Genomic DNA, 15345 nt, shown 5'->3' on the forward strand with positions numbered 1-15345 from the left:
CCGCGAGCCGAACGCTCCCACCCTTCACGCCATGCGAGGAGGGTTCAGGCGCGGCTATGCGTGAAATCGATTTCACACCGAGGTGAGGCGAAGGATGTCGATCTCTGGACTGGACGGCGGACTGGGCGGGCTCGCCCGCCGGAGCACGGCGCTGAGCCGTTCCTGCAGCGCGGAGAACCCGACGGGCGCCAAGGGCGCCGGGGGCATGGCCACCGAGGGCACCGGGGCGCGGGCCGCGAGCCTGCTCGGGCGCGGCTGGAAGGTCTCCCCGAGCATCGAGATCGCCCCGGGCGAGACGGCCACCCTCGCCGACATCGCCGGGCCCGGCACCATCCGGCACATCTGGTGCACCACCGCCCCGCACCAGGCGTGGCGCGGCAGCATCCTGCGGATGTACTGGGAGGGCGAGGAGGCCCCGGCGGTGGAGGTGCCGCTCGGCGACTTCTTCTGCAACGGCTGGAACGCGTTCAGCCAGGTCTCGTCCGTGCCGGTGGCCGCCAATCCGAACGGCGGCTTCAACAGCTACTGGCCGATGCCCTTCCGGCAGGGCGCCCGGATCACGCTGGAGAACCTGCGGGCCGAGGCCATCACGCTCTACTACCAGGTCGACTACGAGCTGGCCGAGCACGCCGAGTCCGACGCCGAGCGGTCCTGGTTCCACGCCCAGTGGCGGCGCAGCCACCCGGTGCCCAGGGGCGAGGTGCACACCCTCCTCGACGGCGTGACCGGCGCGGGCCACTACGTCGGCACCTACCTGGCCTGGGGCGTCAACGACCCGGGCTGGTGGGGCGAGGGCGAGGTCAAGTTCTACCTCGACGGGGACGACGAGTTCCCCACCATCTGCGGCACCGGCACCGAGGACTACTTCGGCGGCGCCTGGAACTTCGACGTGCCGGGCCAGGGCTACACCGCCTTCACCACGCCCTACCTGGGCCTGAACCAGATCCTGCGGCCCGACGGGCTCTACGCGAGCCAGCAGCGCTTCGGGATGTACCGCTGGCACATCCCGGACCCGATCCGGTTCGCCGAGGACCTGCGGGTCACCGTGCAGAGCCTGGGCATCGGCCCCGGGAACCACAACGGGCTGCGGCACCGGTACCGCCCGACCAGCGACGACATCGCCAGCACCGCGCTGTTCTACCTGGACGCGCCCGGCCCCTCCGAGGGCCGGCCGCGGACGCCCGACCTGCTCACCCTCGAAGTCGACTGACGAGGGGTTACCCGCATGCGCACACACGACAACGGCGTCGGGCACCGTCCGCGTCCGTCCCGCCGCGGCTTCCTCGCCGGCGCGGGCACGGCCGCCGCGGCGGCGGCCGCCCCCGCGCTGCTGACCGGCTGCGGTTCGGCCAACGCCAGCGGCGCGCTGCAGTTCTGGCAGGCCTACGCGCCGGAGGAGTCCTCCGACCCGGCCGTGATGGCCCAGTCCCAGTGGTTCATCGACCTGGTCCAGCAGTGGAACGACACCCACCGCACCCAGGTGGAGCTGGTCTACGTGCCGGGCGAGACGTACACCGACGGCGCCAAGCTGCCGTCCGCGTTCGCCGCCGGGCAGGGCCCCGACATCTTCCTGATCAGCCCCGGCGACTTCCTGCGCTACTACAACGGCGGCGTCCTCGTCGACCTCACCCCGCATCTGGACCGCGCGGTGATCGACGACTACGGCGACTCGCTGGAGAGCCGCACGGTGGACGGCAAGGTCTACGGCCTGCCCATGGAGATCGAGCCGCTGGCCATGTTCTACGGCGTCGACGCGTGGGAGCGGGCGGGCCTCTCCGAGGGCGACATCCCCACCACCTGGGACCAGTTGCTCGACGTGGGGGACCGGCTGAGCACCGCCACCCGGGCCGGCCTGGTCTTCGACACCGCGCCCGGCTACTACCAGAACTTCACCTGGTACCCGTGGATGTGGCAGGGCGGCGGCGCGCTGATCGGTCCCGACGGCGCGTCCGCCTTCGACTCGCGCGCCACCCGGCAGGCGCTCCAGCTGTGGCAGGACGCCGTCCAGCACGGCATCGCGCCCCGCACCCTGCCCGCCGCCGGGGACCTGATATCCGCGTTCACCTCGGACCTCGCCGCGATCTGGCAGAACGGCATCTGGAACGTCTCCAGCTTCCGCCAGTACGCGCCCGACTTCCGGTACGACTTCTTCAGGCTGCCCGTGCCCCCGGGCGGGGAGTACACGACGACGCTGGGCGGCTGGGCGTTCTGCGCCAACGCCCAGGGCCGCGACCCGGAGACGGCCGCCGAGTTCTGCGCCTGGGCGATGGGGACGATGGAGGACGACTGCATCGACCGGATGGTCGAGTGGTGCACCGTCGCCAAGTCCGACGTCGCCCCGCGCGCGACCGTCCTGGAACGGGCCACCCAACGCGGCGGCTACGACTTCTGGGCCATGAGGAAGTTCAAGGACGAGATCTACCCCGGCGGTCGGGGCGAGCCGCGCTACCCACCCGTCGTGTACAAGGCCGTCTCCGACGCCATCCAGGGCACCATGCTCGCCGGCCGTGACGTGGCCGACGAGGCCGCCCGCGCCTCGCAGTCGATCGACGCCTACCTCGAGAGCTACCAGGGGGCGAGCTTGGTATGACCAGCCCAGACATCACGGTCGCGCCCCCGGGCGGCGCCGCGACCGCCACCGAACCGGCCGCCCCGCCGCCGCGCCGGCGCCTGGGCCGCAAGCACCGCGAGTGGCTGGCCGCCGGCCTGTTCCTGGCGCCGGACGTGCTCGGCCTGCTCGTCTTCGTCGGCATACCGATGGTGCTGTCCATCGTGCTCGGCTTCTACCAGGTCAGCGGCTTCGGCAGCTACGAGTTCGTCGGGTTCGGCAACTACCAGCGGATGATGCGGGACCCGCTCTTCTGGGACTCGATGCAGATCACCGCCGTGTACGTGCTGGTGCTCGTGCCCGTGCTGTTCTGCGTGAGCCTGGCGCTCGGCCTGCTCGTCAAGCAGAAGCTGCCGGGCATGGCGGCCTACCGGACCCTGCTGTTCCTGCCGCACGTGATCAGCCTCGTCGTGGTCGGCCTGCTGTGGAAGTTCATGCTGGACGAGCAGGTCGGCGTGGTGAACCGCGCCATCCGGGCGGCCGGCATGGAGGGCAGGTCCTGGCTCGGCGAGCCGGAACTGGCGCTCGCCTCCGTCATCGCCGTCACCGTCTGGGTGATGATGGGCTACTACATGATCATCTTCCTCGCCGGGCTCCAGGACATCCCGCAGGAGTACTACGAGGCGGCGAAGATCGACGGCGCGGGACCGTGGACGTCGTTCCGCACCATCACCTGGCCGCTGCTGCGGCCCACCAGCTTCTTCGTGTTGCTGATGTCCACCGTGGCCGCCATCACCGGCGGGCTCGACCTGATCTTCGTGCTGACCAACGGCGGCCCGGCCAACGGCACCTCGCTGGTCATCTTCTACATCTACCAGCAGGCGTTCATGTTCGGCGAGTACGGCTACGCCGCCGCCATGGGCTCCTTCCTGGTGCTCATCATGGTCGCGCTGTCGGCGGTGATCTTCGCGCTGACGCGGGGCGGGAGGTTCGACGATGACAACTGACACCCGACTCGCGACGAACGGCCGACCCCGGCGGTCCGGACGACCGTTGTTCAGCGCCCGCTTCGGGCTCACCGTGCTCGCCATCGTGGTCTCCCTGGCCAGCGCGTTCCCCGTGCTGTGGATGATCACCTCCTCCTTCAAGACCCGCGACACGGTGACGGACGGGAAGCTGATCCCCACCGACGTCACCTTCTCCAACTTCGTCGACGTCTTCACCGACGTCCCGTTCGCGCGCTACCTGTGGAACAGCTTCTTCGTCTCCGCCACCGTCACCCTGGTGGCCCTGCTGTTCCACTCCATGGCCGCCTACGCGCTGGCCCGGCTGCGCTTCCCCGGCCGCGAGACGATCTTCATGGCGATCTTCTCGACCCTGCTGATCACCGCGCCGGTGGTGCTGATCCCGCTGTTCCTCGTGGTCCGCGAGCTGGGCCTGCTGAACAGCTACGCCGGGCTGATCGTGCCGGCCATCTTCAACGCCTTCGGCATCTTCCTGCTCCGGCAGTTCTATCTGGGCCTGCCCCGGGAGATTGAGGAGGCGGCGATCGTCGACGGCTGCGGCTACTGGCGCGTCTACTGGAACATCGTGCTGCCGATGTCCCGGCCGGTCCTCGCCGCGCTCGCCGTCTTCTTCTTCCTCGCCAACTGGAACTCCTTCGCCTGGCCGCTGGTCGCCACCACCGACGAGGACCTCGCCGTCGTCCAGCTCGGCATCTCCTCGTTCAGCACCCAGCACGCCTCCAACTGGAACTACGTCCTGGCGGCGGCCACCGTCGCCGCCCTGCCCATGCTCGCCCTCTTCTTCGCCTTCCAGCGCCAGATCGTCGAGTCCATCAAGACGTCCGGACTGAAGTAGGGCACCCAGGGCTCCACCGCACCACCCCGCACCACCACACCGCCCCACACGGCACCACCACCCCGGGAGGAACCACCCATGGCACGCGTCGGCCTGCTGCCCATCTCCGACGGCCGTGACTTCGTCCACCGCGACGTCACCGACCACATCGCCCGCGCCGCGACGGAGCTGGCGACCCTGCTCCGCGACGCCGGGCACGAGGTCGTCGTCGCGCCCGAGCAGGTGTGCAGCAACGAGTTGGCCACCAGCCAGGCCCGCTGGCTGGCCGACCAGCACGTGGACCTGACGATCCTGCACCACTCCGTGTGGACGTTCCCGCACTTCACCATGCTCGCCGCCGAGGCCACCCCCACGCCGCTGCTGCTGGTCGCCAACATCGACCCGCAGTTCCCCGGCATGGTCGGCCTGCTCGCGGGCGGCGGCGGCCTGGACCAGATCGGCCGGGTGCACGCCCGGGCCTGGGGCGACCTGACCGACCCGGCGGTGCGGAGGCGGATCCTCGCCCAGGTGCGCGCCGCCGCGGCCGTGCAGGGCCTGCGCGGCAGCACGTTCGGCCGGATCGGCGGCCGCCCGATGGGCATGTACACCGCGGTGGCGAACACCGACCAGTGGATGCGGCAGTTCGGCGTGGACGTCGAGGAGATCGACCAGTGGGAGATCGTCCGGCGCAGCGAGCACGCCGAGCAGTCGCGCGTCACCGCCGCCCGCGAGTGGCTGGAGCGGCACGCCGCCGGCGTGCACTACGACGGCGACCGGCTCACCCCCGAACTGCTGGAGCGTCAGATACGCAGCTACTACGCGATGCGCGAGCTCATCGACGAGTGGAACCTGGACTTCTCCGGCATCAAGGGCCAGCCCGAGCTGACCAACAACTTCTGCACCATGGACGTCGCCGAGGCGTTCCTCAACGACCCCTACGACTGGGAGGGCCCCAAGGACACCCACGTCACCGCCACCGAGGCGGACATGGACGGCGCCCTGACCATGCAGCTGCTGAAGCTGCTCACCGGGGACCCGGTGCTCTTCGCCGACGTCCGCCACTACCACGCCGACCGCGACGTCTGGGACCTGTGCAACTCCGGCCAGCACGCCACCTGGTACGCGGCCCGCTCCGCCGATCCGGCGGAGAACCTCTCGCGCGTCCACTTCCACCCCGAGGTCTTCTACTTCCCGGCCGGCGGCGCCTCCGTCCAGCACCTGGCGGCGCCGGGCGACCTCACCTTCGCCCGGCTGACCCGGCTGGACGGCCAGTACCGGATGCACGTGATGCGCGGCGCGTTCGAGACGTACGACGACGCGACCAACGACCGGCTGATGCGCGCCTCCACCTTCGAGTGGCCGCACGCCTTCGCCCGGCTCGACGCCCCCGCCGAGGAGTTCCTCGGCCGCTTCGGCTCCAACCACATCCACGCCGTCCCCGGCGACCACGTCGCCGAACTGCGGGCGGTGTGCCGGCTCCTCGACATCCGCTACGACGGCTTCGGCGGCGCGGCCTGACGTCTCTGACGGCCTGACCGCCCCGACGACCTGACCGCGTCCGACGAGAGGGGAACATCCCCACCATGACCCTGCTGCTCGGCATCGACATCGGCACCTCCGGATCCAAGGGCGTCCTGCTTCGCGCCGACGGGACGCTGCTGGCCCAGGCGGCCCGCGAGCACGCCACCGCCACCCCGCGTCCCGGCTGGGTGGAGCACGACGCGCTCGCCGTCTGGTGGGCCGACTTCACCGCGCTGAGCGGCGAGCTGATGGCCCAGGCCCCGGCGGGGGAGCGGGTCGCGGCGGTCGGCGTCAGCGGCATCGGGCCCTGCCTGCTGCCCGCCGACGCCGCCGCCGCGCCGCTGCGTCCGGCCATCCTCTACGGCGTGGACACCCGCGCCGGCGCGCAGATCGACCAGCTCAACGCCCGGTTCGGCGCGAGCGCGCTGCTGGAACGCTGCGGCTCCCCACTGACCAGCCAGGCCGTCGGCCCCAAGCTGGCCTGGCTGCGCCAGGAGGAGCCGGACGTCTACGCCCGCACCCGCCGCTGGTTCATGGCCAGCTCCTATCTGGTGCACCGGCTCACCGGCGCCTACGTGCTCGACCACCACTCGGCCAGCCAGTGCACGCCCCTGTACGACCTGCGGGGCGGGCACTGGATCGAGGACTGGTGCGAGGAGATCGCGCCGGGCCTGGAATGGCCGCGGCTGGTCTGGCCGGCCGAGGTGGTCGGCGAGGTCACCGCGGACGCCGCGACCGCCACCGGCCTCCCGGCCGGCACCCCGGTCGTCGCGGGCACCGTGGACGCCTGGGCCGAGGCCACCGGCGTCGGCGCCACCGGGGCCGGCGACCTGATGCTGATGTACGGCACGACGATGTTCCTGGTGAACGTCGTCGCGGACCCGGTGCCGGACGCCCACCTGTGGTGCACCCGGGGCACGTTCCCCGGCACCTACTGCCTGGCCGCCGGCATGGCGACCTCGGGCGCGGTCACCGCCTGGCTGCGCGACCTCACCGGCGCGGACTACGACACGCTGGTGGCGGAGGCGGCCACCGTCCCGCCCGGCGCCGAGGGGCTGGTCATGCTGCCGTACTTCGCGGGCGAGCGGACGCCGCTCTTCGACCCGGACGCGCGCGGCCTGGTGCACGGCCTGACGCTCCGGCACGGTCGCGGGCACCTCTACCGGGCGGCGCTGGAGGGCACCGCCTTCGGGGTGCGGCACAACCTCGCCGCCATGACCGAGGCGGGCGGCGACCTCCGGCGGCTGGTCGCCGTCGGCGGCGGCGCCCGCGAGCTGTGGACCCGGATCGTCTCGGACGTCACCGGGCTGCCGCAGCAGCTGACCCGGCACACCATCGGCGCGGCCTACGGCGACGCGTTCCTCGCGGCGGTCGGCACCGGACACGCCGCCCCGCCCGACATCGCCGCCTGGAACCCGGTCGAGCACACGGTGCACCCCGATCCGGCGACCCGGGACACGTACGCCTCGCTGTACGCGCTCTACCGCGACCTCTACCCGGCCACCCGCGACGCCGCGCACGCGCTGGCCGCCCGGCAACGGGCCGACGCCGGCTGAGCCCCGGCTGACCCGGGCGGGCCCGGGCGGGTCCGGCGTGGGGCGGCAGGATCTTCCATGCGTGCGCCGCTCCAGCCCATGTCCCGCCCGGTGTCATCCGGCGACACTCCTCGTATGTCACTCACAGTGCTTGAGGCCGGAGAGCGCCTCGCAGACGCCTATGCGCGCCACGGCGTGGTCCAGGTGCGCGGACTGCTGTCCCCCGAGGAGATCGCGGAGGTCCGCGACGTCTTCACCGAACAGGTCGAACGGGACAACTCCCTGGGCTGGGACGACCACGTGCCCGACCACGACGTGCTCGCCCGCTACCCACGCTTCGTCCACCCGCACCGACACCTGGACACGGCGGCCGGCCGGCTGGCCCGGCGCTGGATGCTCGACCCGCGGGTCATCGGGCGGGTGGCGGAGCTGATCGGATCCACCCTGGCCGCCCAGTCGATGTTCTACTTCAAGCCGCCGACCGCCCGCGGCCAGGCGCTGCACCAGGACAACCTCTTCCTGCGGGCGCACCCGGAGACCTGCGTCGCGGCGTGGATCGCGGTCGACGACTGCGACGGCGCCAACGGCGGCCTGCGGGTGGTGCCCGGGTCGCACCGCTACGAACTGGTCTGCCTCTCCGAGGCGAACGAGGAGGAGTCGTTCGCCAGCGGCGGCCTCGAACTGCCCGAGGGCATGACCGCGGTGCAGACCGAACTGCGCGCCGGCGACGCGCTCTTCTTCCACGGCAGCACCGTGCACGGCTCGGGCCCGAACCGCACCACCGACCGGTTCCGCCGCTCGCTGATCTTCCACTACGTGCCGCGCTCCAGCACCGCGATCGCGGCCCTCTACAACCCGCTGCTCACGCCCGCCGGCGAGGAGGTCACGGTCACCGAGGCCGACGGCGGCGGCGCCTGCGGCGAGGGCTGGACGCACGCCGACGCCGCCTGAGGCCGCCGGTGCCGGTGCCGGGGCGCGGCCGTCTCCCTCGCCGGGCGCGGCCGCGCCTCCGGATCACAGCCGGCTCTCCTGGGGGGTCCCCCGATCCTTCTCGGTGGCGACGGCACCGGCCGAGAGGAGCGTCGCGGCGGTGAGGCTGCCCCAGAGGGCGGTCGGGCCGTGGGGTGCGAGCGCGGTGATGACCGCCGGGGAGACGGCGAGGCCGAAGCCCGTGGAGAGCTCGAAACGGGCGAGGGTGCGGCCCAGGACGTGCGCCGGGGCGAGGGCGGTGACGAGCGCGGTGGCGCTGCCGGCGTAGACGATCTCGCCGAGGGTGCAGACCACGGACACCGCGGCGACGGCCGGGGCGCCCCAGCCGTTCCCCAGTGAGGTGGCCGCGAGGAAGCCGAGGTAGGACACGGCGAGCACCACGCCCGCGAGAGCCAGCACGGCCCGCCGGGAGAAGCGGGACAGCAGGATCGTGACCGGAACCTGCAGGGTGACCACCAGCACCGTGTTGGCCACGAAGATGGCCGCCGACCACACCGGGGACGCGTGCAGCTGCGTGACCAGGATCAGCGGGAGCGCGATCTCGGGGACGTTGAGGCAGAAGACGTAGACCACGTTGGCGGCCAGCAGCGCGCGCATCCGGGGCGGCGGCCCGTCGTCCTCGTGCTCGGCCGGGGTGTCGGCCGGTCGCGCGCGGAGGCGGACCGACCAGACCAGGGCCGCCGCGGCGAGATAGGCGAGCCCGGTGACGGCCGCCAGCGCCCGCAGCGCGCTGGTGCCGCCCGCCAGGCAGACGGTGGCGACGAGCGCGCCCACGCCCAGTCCGGCGTTGCGCAGGGCGCGGCCCGCGGCGAGAGCGGCGTCGCGTTCCCGGCCGTGGGCGATCGTGGCCACGAGAGCCGCGTGGGCGGCCGGCCACGCCTGGTTGCCGATGCCGAGGAAGAGCGCCGCCGTCGCGAACGGCCAGACGTGCCCCGCCGGGGTGGCCAGCAGCAGCGCCACGCCCAGCACCCGCACCAGCATCGACGCCGCCACGACCGTGCTGCGCGCGCCCCGGTCCAGCCAGCGCCCCACCGCGGGCATGCACAGCAGGCCCACGACGATGCCGGCCGTCATGGCGATGCCGGTGGCCGGCGCGGACAGGCTCAGCACCGTCACCCCGTAGAGCAGCAGAAAGGGCCGCAGCAGGCCGGTGCCGAGCGCGTCCACGGCCAGGGCGACGGCATAGCGGGGGCCTCCGGAGGCTCGGACGAGGGCGCGGGGCTGGATTCTGGTGATGGTGGCCACGGCGTCAGACGGTGCGTTCGGCCGCCGGGGCACGGCACGTCGGTTGACGCACATCGTCAACCGACGCCGTCGCAGGCTGCCCGGCCAGCGATGATGGGCGGATGACGCTGCGCATCGACATCAGCGGCCTGCCGTCCGAGCGGGTGCGGTTCGCCGCCTCCCCGCTGGCCGAGCTGACCGCGATGCTGCACGTGCTGGCCGAGCCGGGGCACCATCCGCAGTTCGCCGGCTGGGCCGCGGACGTCTGGGCCGGGCTGCGGCCGGAGCTGGCCGAGCGGCTCAGCGAGGCGGAGTTCCTCTGGCGTTCCTCGCAGGCCGACTTCCTGATCCCCGCACGGCCCCGGCCGACCCTCGCCGAGGAGCTGGACGACGTGGACCGGCTCGACGACGAGGCGTACGTGACCGCCGCGCTCGTCACCACGTGCGGCAGCAACCGGGTCCGTTTCCCCGGGACGTCGCCGCTCACCGACCCGACCGCGCGCGAGCGGGCCCTGGACGTGGCCCAGGCCCGCGGCGCACTGCAGGAGGCCTTCGCGGAGCGGCTGCTCGCGGACCCGGCCGCGGTACGGGCGCGGGTGCGCCACACCCTCGAGGAATGCGCCGAGGTCTTCTTCGACCGCGCCTGGGCGGACGCCGCGGTGCGCCTCGCCACCGATCTGCGCCTGAAGAACGACCTGCTCAGGCGCCAGGGCCTCGGGGCGGCACTCGCCTCGGTCTCCGGCGCGGTCACCCTGGCACCGGACGGCGACTGCATCGTCGTGGACAAGGTGCAGGACAGGGCGACCGCCGCCCGTGGCGCCGGGGTCACGTTCATCCCCAGCGTCTTCGGCCGCCCGCACCTGGTGGCGGTCAGCGCCCCCGGGTGGCATCCGGTGGTGCAGTACCCCGTCGCCGAGCCGAGTCCGGCGGAGCCGGTCTCCCTGGAAACGGTCACCCTCCGGCTGGAGGCACTCGCCCATCCGGTACGGCTGCGACTCCTGCGCACCCTGGCCCGCGGCCCGCACACCACCGGCGAGCTGGCCCACTTCTGGGAGATCTCACCCCCGGAGGTGTCCCGCCACCTCGCCGTCCTGCGCCGCGCGGGCCTGCTCACCGCCCGACGCCACGGTCGTTATGTCCGTTACACCCTCAACCCGCCCGAACTCACGGCACTGGGCACCGATCTGCTGGCGGCCGTACTCCGCTGAACCGCTTCGGCCTTCGGTCGGGTGTTAACGACCGCGGGGTGGTGGGCACTCGAGGGGTCTGGCACAGCAACGACGAGAGGAGAACGCCATGGGTCTCGTGCAGGAGTCCGTGGAGGTCGACGTCCCGCTGAGCATGGCCTACAACCAGTGGACCCAGTTCGAGGAGTTCCCCCACTTCATGGAGGGCGTCGAGGAGGTCGTCCAGATCGACGACGTCCACAACCACTGGCGGACCAGCATCGCCGGCGTGCGGCGGGAGTTCGACACCGAGATCGTCGACCAGGTGCCCGACGAGCGCATCGCCTGGCGCACCACCGGGGGCGAGATCAGCCAGCACGGCATCGTCACGTTCCGGAAGCTGGACGAGGACCACACGAAGGTGAACCTCGTCATGGAGGTGCAGTCCGACGGCACCGCCGAGAAGTTCGCCGACATGGTCGGCATCCTCGACCGGCGCGCCAAGGGCGACATCAAGCGCTTCAAGAGCTACATCGAGCACCGCGAGGACGAGTCCGGCGCCTGGCGCGGCCGCATCACCCCGGCCTAGGAGCGCGTGGGCCGCACCCCAGGGCACGGCCCACGGCTGGGGCGGCTGCCATAGTTCCCGTGTGTCGGACAGCGGTTGGTGGATCGGTCTCATCACCGGTGGATCGGCCGTGGTCGCGAGTTGGGTCACCGGCCGGGGTGTCACCCGGTCCGCGCGGGTGCAGGCCGAGGTCACCGCGCACGCGGCCCAGGTCGCGGAGACGCGCACCCGGCGGCGCGACGCGTACCGGGAGATGAGCGCGGCGGTGCACGGCCTGTCGGAGGTGCTCTGGCGCATGGAGGAGGTCGACGCCGCCCCGCAGGGTCAGCCGCGGGTCGCCGTCCTCGCGCAGTTGCGGAACGCGGCTCGGGTGGCGCTCAACGAGGTGACCAGAGCCAGCCGGGAGGTCGTCCTGGAGGGACCGGCCCCGGTCGCCGCGGCGGCGCAGACGCTGCGCCGCCGCGGCGATCACCACGAGCCGTCTGCTCGGACCGTTGGCGACGGGCGACGAGGAGGACCGCGGCCGCTACGACGCCGCGTACCGGGAGCTGCGCCAGGAGCACCTGCGGTTCCTGGAGCTGGCCCGGACGGCGCTGGAGGTCGCCTAGGGCGGTCTCCCGGTCTCCGGTCCCTGGTTGCGGGGCCGGGCTGGTCAGTTGCCGAAGAGGGCGTTGATCTCGCGGTTCGTGTCGACCAGGGAGTCGACGGGGCGTTGGCCTGACATCACCGCCTCCATGCCGGCCGTGAGGCTGCTGATGACGTCGGCGGGGTGCTCGGTGACCGGGAAGCGGAGGGTCGGCTCGTTCTGGACGTGGGTCATGAAGGGGGACACGTCGATGCCCTCGTCGGCGAACGCCTGCTCCGCGACGTGGGCGGCCTCGGTGATGGCGGGGAAGACGACGTGGTGCTCGGCCACCACCTGCTGGCACTCGAGCGACCCCAGGTACTTCACCCACTGCCAGGCCTCCTCGGGGTGTTCGGTGCCGGCGTAGATGGAGTCGGACAGGCCGTTCACCATGCTGACGCGTTCGCCGCTCGGGCCGATGGGGGTGGGGGCGATGCCGGCGTTGAGGTCGGTGCCGAAGACGGTGCCGGTCATCCAGGAGCCGTTGGTGGCCATGGCGGTGTTGCCGGCGGCGAGTTGGTCTGCCCAGTTGACGCCTTCCTGGGCTTCCCAGGAGGGCATGTAGCCCTTGTCGACCAGGCCGCGCCACCAGGCGATGGTGTCCTGGAACTCCTGGTCGCCGTAGTTGTAGCTGGTGCCCCAGGGGTTGGTGTCGGTGGGCAGCCAGCCGGTGGAGGCGGCGTACATCGACCACTGGGTCTGGCCGTGGCTGGTGCCGCCGGACTCCTCCATCCACAGGCCGTAGGTCTCGACGTTGTTCTTGTCGAAGCCGGGTTCGTCGCCGCGCACTCCGTTGGCGTCGACGGTGAGGTGGGCGATGACGTCCTCGTAGCTGCCGCCGTCGTCGGGGTTCCAGGTGAGGTTGTTCATCTGGTCCTCGGTGATGCCGGCCTCGGCGAGCATGTCCTTGTTGTAGAAGATGGCCACGGCGTCGAAGTCCTTGGGCAGGCCGTAGCGTTTGCCGTCCGGGCCGATCCACAGGTCGGCCAGGCCGTCCTCGTAGACGCTCAGGTCGACGTTGTCGCGTTCGATGTAGTCGTCCAGCGGCAGGATCTGGTCGCGTGTCACCCAGTCGGGGAAACGGGTCAGGTGGTCGGTGAAGACGTCGGGCGCGGATTCCGAGACCATGCCCAGCGCGAGCGTCGACCAGTAGAAGTCCCAGCCCCGCTGATCGATCCGGATGTCGATGTCCGGATTCGCCCGCTCGAAGTCCTCCGCGCATTCCTGGTACGCCGGAAGCTGGTTCGCGCCCCAGAGCGCGTACGTGATCGTCGTGCTCCCCGAGCCGGGATCGACCGCACAGGCGGCCAGTGTCAGGCCGGCCACCGCCACGGCGGCCACGGTTCGGGAGCGTCGCCCGGTGCGCATGGCGGCACCCTAGGGGTTCGCCCGCCCCCGGTGAACCGTCTGGCCGAGGCCGCGTCAGTCTCCGTCGAGCGCGGCGCCGATGCGGTCCAGGGCCCGTCGCCAGTGGATCCGCTGCCGTTCGCGCTCCTCCGAACTCGCCATCCGCTCCTGGTGGAAGCCGAGGACGGCCCGGCCGCCGCCGGCGGACGTCACGGTGACCTGCACGATGGTCGAGTCGTGGGTGAGCCGGATCCGCTCGCCCGGGTGGTAGGAGCGCACCTCGCCGGTGACGCCGGACTCCGTCCGGTATGTGGCGCCGCGCTCGGGCACCAGGTCCGCGCCGGCGCCGAGCCAGAGGGCGAGTCCCTCGGGGCGGCTGACCAGGTTCCAGACGGCCTCGGGGGAGTGGGACAGGGTGCGGGACACGCCGATCTGCCAGCCGGCGTCCTTGGTGAGTCCGGTGGGCATGGCTTCAGCCCTTCTCGATGCCGCTCATGTAACCACTATAACCGGTACAAGGGTCGGCGCGGTGGCGACACGCGAGCCCTCACGGGGGAACCTGCGGGACAGCCAAAGAAGGGGGTCAGAGTTGAGCGTGTCGAGGCGGCGGAGCGATCAGCGAGGGCGGCATCTCACGAGGCTGGGCGAGACCGAGCGCAGACGCTTCCTCGCGGTGACGGGCGCGGGCGCCGCGGCCCTCGTGCTCGGCGTCGGGCCCTACACGGCAACGGCGTTCGGGAAGAGCCGGTTCGCCGCCTACCCGTTCACGCTCGGGGTCGCGTCCGGCGACCCTCCCCCAGGCCCAGGGGCGCGGGAGGTGCCCCCAAGCCCGACGGCGTCGTGCTGTGGACCCGGCTCGCACCGGAGCCGCTGGCCCCCGACGGCAGGGGCGGCATGCCGAACGCGAGCGTCGAGGTGCGCTGGCAGGTCGCCGAGGACGAGGCGTTCGCCCGCGTCGTCGCCGAGGACCTCGCGAACGCGACGCCGGAGCTCGGCCACGCGGTGCACGTCGAGGTCGCCGGCCTCCCTGACCCAGATCGCCGACAACGCCGTTCCGTCCCTGCCCCCGCCGTCCCCCGCCACCGACCTCCCCAACGCCGACGCCCTCCGCCGCGGCAGGTGAACGCGGCGCGTCCGGGCCCGCCGCGGCGGGCCCGGACCCCGTGTGCCACGGACAGTCAGGCCGCGGCCCCGCTGTCGATGACCAGGTCGGCGCCGACCACCGAACCGGCCGCGGGCGAGGCCAGGTAGAGCACCGCCGCGGCCACCTCCGCGGCCTCCGCGATCCGGCCGAGCGGGAGTTCCGTCTTGAGCCGCTCCGCCCGGTCGGCCGCGGTCTCGCCGGGGCGCAGCGACATGGGTGCGTCGGAGGCGCCGGGGCTGACGGCGTTGATGCGGACGCCCTGGTCGATGTGGTCGAGCGCGGCGGCGCGGGTCAGCGCGGTGACCGCCGCCTTGGAGGTGAGGTACGCGGCGAGGTTCGGGATCCGGACGTGGGCGCCCAGGTTCGAGGAGATGTTGACGATGGTGCCGCCGCCGTTCCGGCTCATGTGCGCGATCTCGTGCTTCATGGCCAGCCAGACGCCGGTGACGTTGGTCCGCAGCACCGCGTCCCAGTCCTCCTCGCTCACCTCGGCGACGGGCACGCCGCCGCCGCGGAGTATCCCGGCGTTGTTGACCGCGACGTCCAGTCCGCCGAAGCGGGAGACGGTCTCGCGCACGAGGTGCCGGACCTGGTCGGCGTCGGTGACGTCGGCGGTGACGGCGGCGGCCGTGCCGCCCGCCGCCTCGATGAGGCCGACGGTCTCCTCCAGCGTGGCGGTGGTGCGTCCCGCGGCGACCACCGAGGCACCCTCGGCGGCGAAGGCGAGCGCGATGGCGCGGCCGAGTCCGGTGCCCGCGCCGGTGACGAGGACGGTCCTGCCGGTGAAGCGGTTCATGTCGAACGATTCCCTTCTCTCTGTTCTCTCTGTCGTTTCTCT

13 protein-coding genes and 1 pseudogene are annotated in these 15345 nt (G+C 72.3%); 10 read left to right on the forward strand and 4 right to left on the reverse strand.

Features of this window, described 5'->3' with window-relative positions; all coding sequences use genetic code 11:
• The first annotated feature begins 94 nt into the window (after positions 1 to 94).
• From ABGB06_RS21940 to ABGB06_RS21970, 7 genes are all read left to right on the forward strand, one after another.
• Positions 95 to 1210: a glycoside hydrolase family 172 protein gene (locus tag ABGB06_RS21940; RefSeq protein ID WP_347591962.1), complete on the forward strand. Its 1116-nt coding sequence runs from the start codon at positions 95 to 97 to the stop codon at positions 1208 to 1210.
• A gap of 15 nt (positions 1211 to 1225) precedes the next feature.
• Complete coding sequence (locus tag ABGB06_RS21945; RefSeq protein WP_347591964.1) at positions 1226 to 2590, forward strand: sugar ABC transporter substrate-binding protein; 1365 nt, start codon at positions 1226 to 1228, stop codon at positions 2588 to 2590.
• Positions 2587 to 3555, forward strand: coding sequence for a sugar ABC transporter permease (locus ABGB06_RS21950; RefSeq protein ID WP_347591966.1), 969 nt, complete (start codon positions 2587 to 2589; stop codon positions 3553 to 3555). Before ABGB06_RS21945 ends, ABGB06_RS21950 begins: the two co-directional genes overlap by 4 nt.
• Positions 3545 to 4408: a carbohydrate ABC transporter permease gene (locus ABGB06_RS21955; RefSeq protein ID WP_347591968.1), complete on the forward strand. Its 864-nt coding sequence runs from the start codon at positions 3545 to 3547 to the stop codon at positions 4406 to 4408. Before ABGB06_RS21950 ends, ABGB06_RS21955 begins: the two co-directional genes overlap by 11 nt.
• Before the next feature lie 78 nt (positions 4409 to 4486).
• Positions 4487 to 5905, forward strand: a complete 1419-nt coding sequence (locus ABGB06_RS21960; protein ID WP_347591970.1) for an L-fucose/L-arabinose isomerase family protein — start codon at positions 4487 to 4489, stop codon at positions 5903 to 5905.
• 65 nt (positions 5906 to 5970) lie between these two features.
• Positions 5971 to 7464, forward strand: a complete 1494-nt coding sequence (locus ABGB06_RS21965) for an FGGY-family carbohydrate kinase (protein ID WP_347591972.1) — start codon at positions 5971 to 5973, stop codon at positions 7462 to 7464.
• A 114-nt stretch (positions 7465 to 7578) separates the two neighbouring features.
• Positions 7579 to 8394 carry a phytanoyl-CoA dioxygenase family protein gene (locus tag ABGB06_RS21970; protein WP_347591974.1) on the forward strand — a complete coding sequence of 272 codons (816 nt, stop codon included), beginning with the start codon at positions 7579 to 7581 and terminating at the stop codon, positions 8392 to 8394.
• Between the two features lie 63 nt (positions 8395 to 8457).
• On the opposite strand, the gene ABGB06_RS21975 is transcribed toward ABGB06_RS21970, so the two are convergent.
• Positions 8458 to 9678: an MFS transporter gene (locus ABGB06_RS21975; protein WP_347591976.1), complete on the reverse strand. Its 1221-nt coding sequence runs from the start codon at positions 9676 to 9678 to the stop codon at positions 8458 to 8460.
• 101 nt (positions 9679 to 9779) lie between these two features.
• Between ABGB06_RS21975 and ABGB06_RS21980 the strand changes: the two genes are divergently transcribed.
• Both ABGB06_RS21980 and ABGB06_RS21985 read left to right on the forward strand, forming a co-directional pair.
• Positions 9780 to 10865 carry a DUF5937 family protein gene (locus ABGB06_RS21980; protein ID WP_347591978.1) on the forward strand — a complete coding sequence of 362 codons (1086 nt, stop codon included), beginning with the start codon at positions 9780 to 9782 and terminating at the stop codon, positions 10863 to 10865.
• A gap of 88 nt (positions 10866 to 10953) precedes the next feature.
• Positions 10954 to 11412 (forward strand): SRPBCC family protein, encoded by a 459-nt coding sequence (locus ABGB06_RS21985; protein ID WP_347591980.1) that lies wholly within the window; start codon positions 10954 to 10956, stop codon positions 11410 to 11412.
• A gap of 631 nt (positions 11413 to 12043) precedes the next feature.
• Here ABGB06_RS21985 and ABGB06_RS21990 read toward each other — a convergent pair.
• Positions 12044 to 13384 (reverse strand): sugar ABC transporter substrate-binding protein, encoded by a 1341-nt coding sequence (locus ABGB06_RS21990; protein WP_347591982.1) that lies wholly within the window; start codon positions 13382 to 13384, stop codon positions 12044 to 12046.
• Between the two features lie 54 nt (positions 13385 to 13438).
• On the reverse strand, positions 13439 to 13831 hold the full coding sequence (locus tag ABGB06_RS21995) for an SRPBCC domain-containing protein (RefSeq protein WP_347591984.1): 393 nt from the start codon (positions 13829 to 13831) through the stop codon (positions 13439 to 13441).
• A 232-nt stretch (positions 13832 to 14063) separates the two neighbouring features.
• Between ABGB06_RS21995 and ABGB06_RS22000 the strand changes: the two are divergent.
• A pseudogene (locus ABGB06_RS22000) lies at positions 14064 to 14404 on the forward strand (PhoD-like phosphatase N-terminal domain-containing protein); the annotation flags it as partial.
• A 137-nt stretch (positions 14405 to 14541) separates the two neighbouring features.
• Here the strand turns inward: ABGB06_RS22000 and ABGB06_RS22005 are convergent.
• Positions 14542 to 15303 (reverse strand): SDR family oxidoreductase, encoded by a 762-nt coding sequence (locus ABGB06_RS22005; RefSeq protein ID WP_347591986.1) that lies wholly within the window; start codon positions 15301 to 15303, stop codon positions 14542 to 14544.
• Positions 15304 to 15345 lie beyond the last annotated feature (42 nt).

Source organism: Streptomyces sp. B6B3, assembly GCF_039871525.1.
Lineage (GTDB): Bacteria > Actinomycetota > Actinomycetes > Streptomycetales > Streptomycetaceae > Streptomyces.

Coding starts and splice junctions, on each gene's coding strand:
- ABGB06_RS21945 (WP_347591964.1), top strand. CDS start 1,226: ATGCGCACACACGACAACGGCGTCGGGCACCGTCCGCGTCCGTCCCGC.
- ABGB06_RS21990 (WP_347591982.1), bottom strand. CDS start 13,384: ATGCGCACCGGGCGACGCTCCCGAACCGTGGCCGCCGTGGCGGTGGCC.
- ABGB06_RS21970 (WP_347591974.1), top strand. CDS start 7,579: ATGTCACTCACAGTGCTTGAGGCCGGAGAGCGCCTCGCAGACGCCTAT.
- ABGB06_RS22005 (WP_347591986.1), bottom strand. CDS start 15,303: ATGAACCGCTTCACCGGCAGGACCGTCCTCGTCACCGGCGCGGGCACC.
- ABGB06_RS21965 (WP_347591972.1), top strand. CDS start 5,971: ATGACCCTGCTGCTCGGCATCGACATCGGCACCTCCGGATCCAAGGGC.
- ABGB06_RS21960 (WP_347591970.1), top strand. CDS start 4,487: ATGGCACGCGTCGGCCTGCTGCCCATCTCCGACGGCCGTGACTTCGTC.
- ABGB06_RS21995 (WP_347591984.1), bottom strand. CDS start 13,831: ATGCCCACCGGACTCACCAAGGACGCCGGCTGGCAGATCGGCGTGTCC.
- ABGB06_RS21955 (WP_347591968.1), top strand. CDS start 3,545: ATGACAACTGACACCCGACTCGCGACGAACGGCCGACCCCGGCGGTCC.
- ABGB06_RS21940 (WP_347591962.1), top strand. CDS start 95: ATGTCGATCTCTGGACTGGACGGCGGACTGGGCGGGCTCGCCCGCCGG.
- ABGB06_RS21950 (WP_347591966.1), top strand. CDS start 2,587: ATGACCAGCCCAGACATCACGGTCGCGCCCCCGGGCGGCGCCGCGACC.
- ABGB06_RS21980 (WP_347591978.1), top strand. CDS start 9,780: ATGACGCTGCGCATCGACATCAGCGGCCTGCCGTCCGAGCGGGTGCGG.
- ABGB06_RS21985 (WP_347591980.1), top strand. CDS start 10,954: ATGGGTCTCGTGCAGGAGTCCGTGGAGGTCGACGTCCCGCTGAGCATG.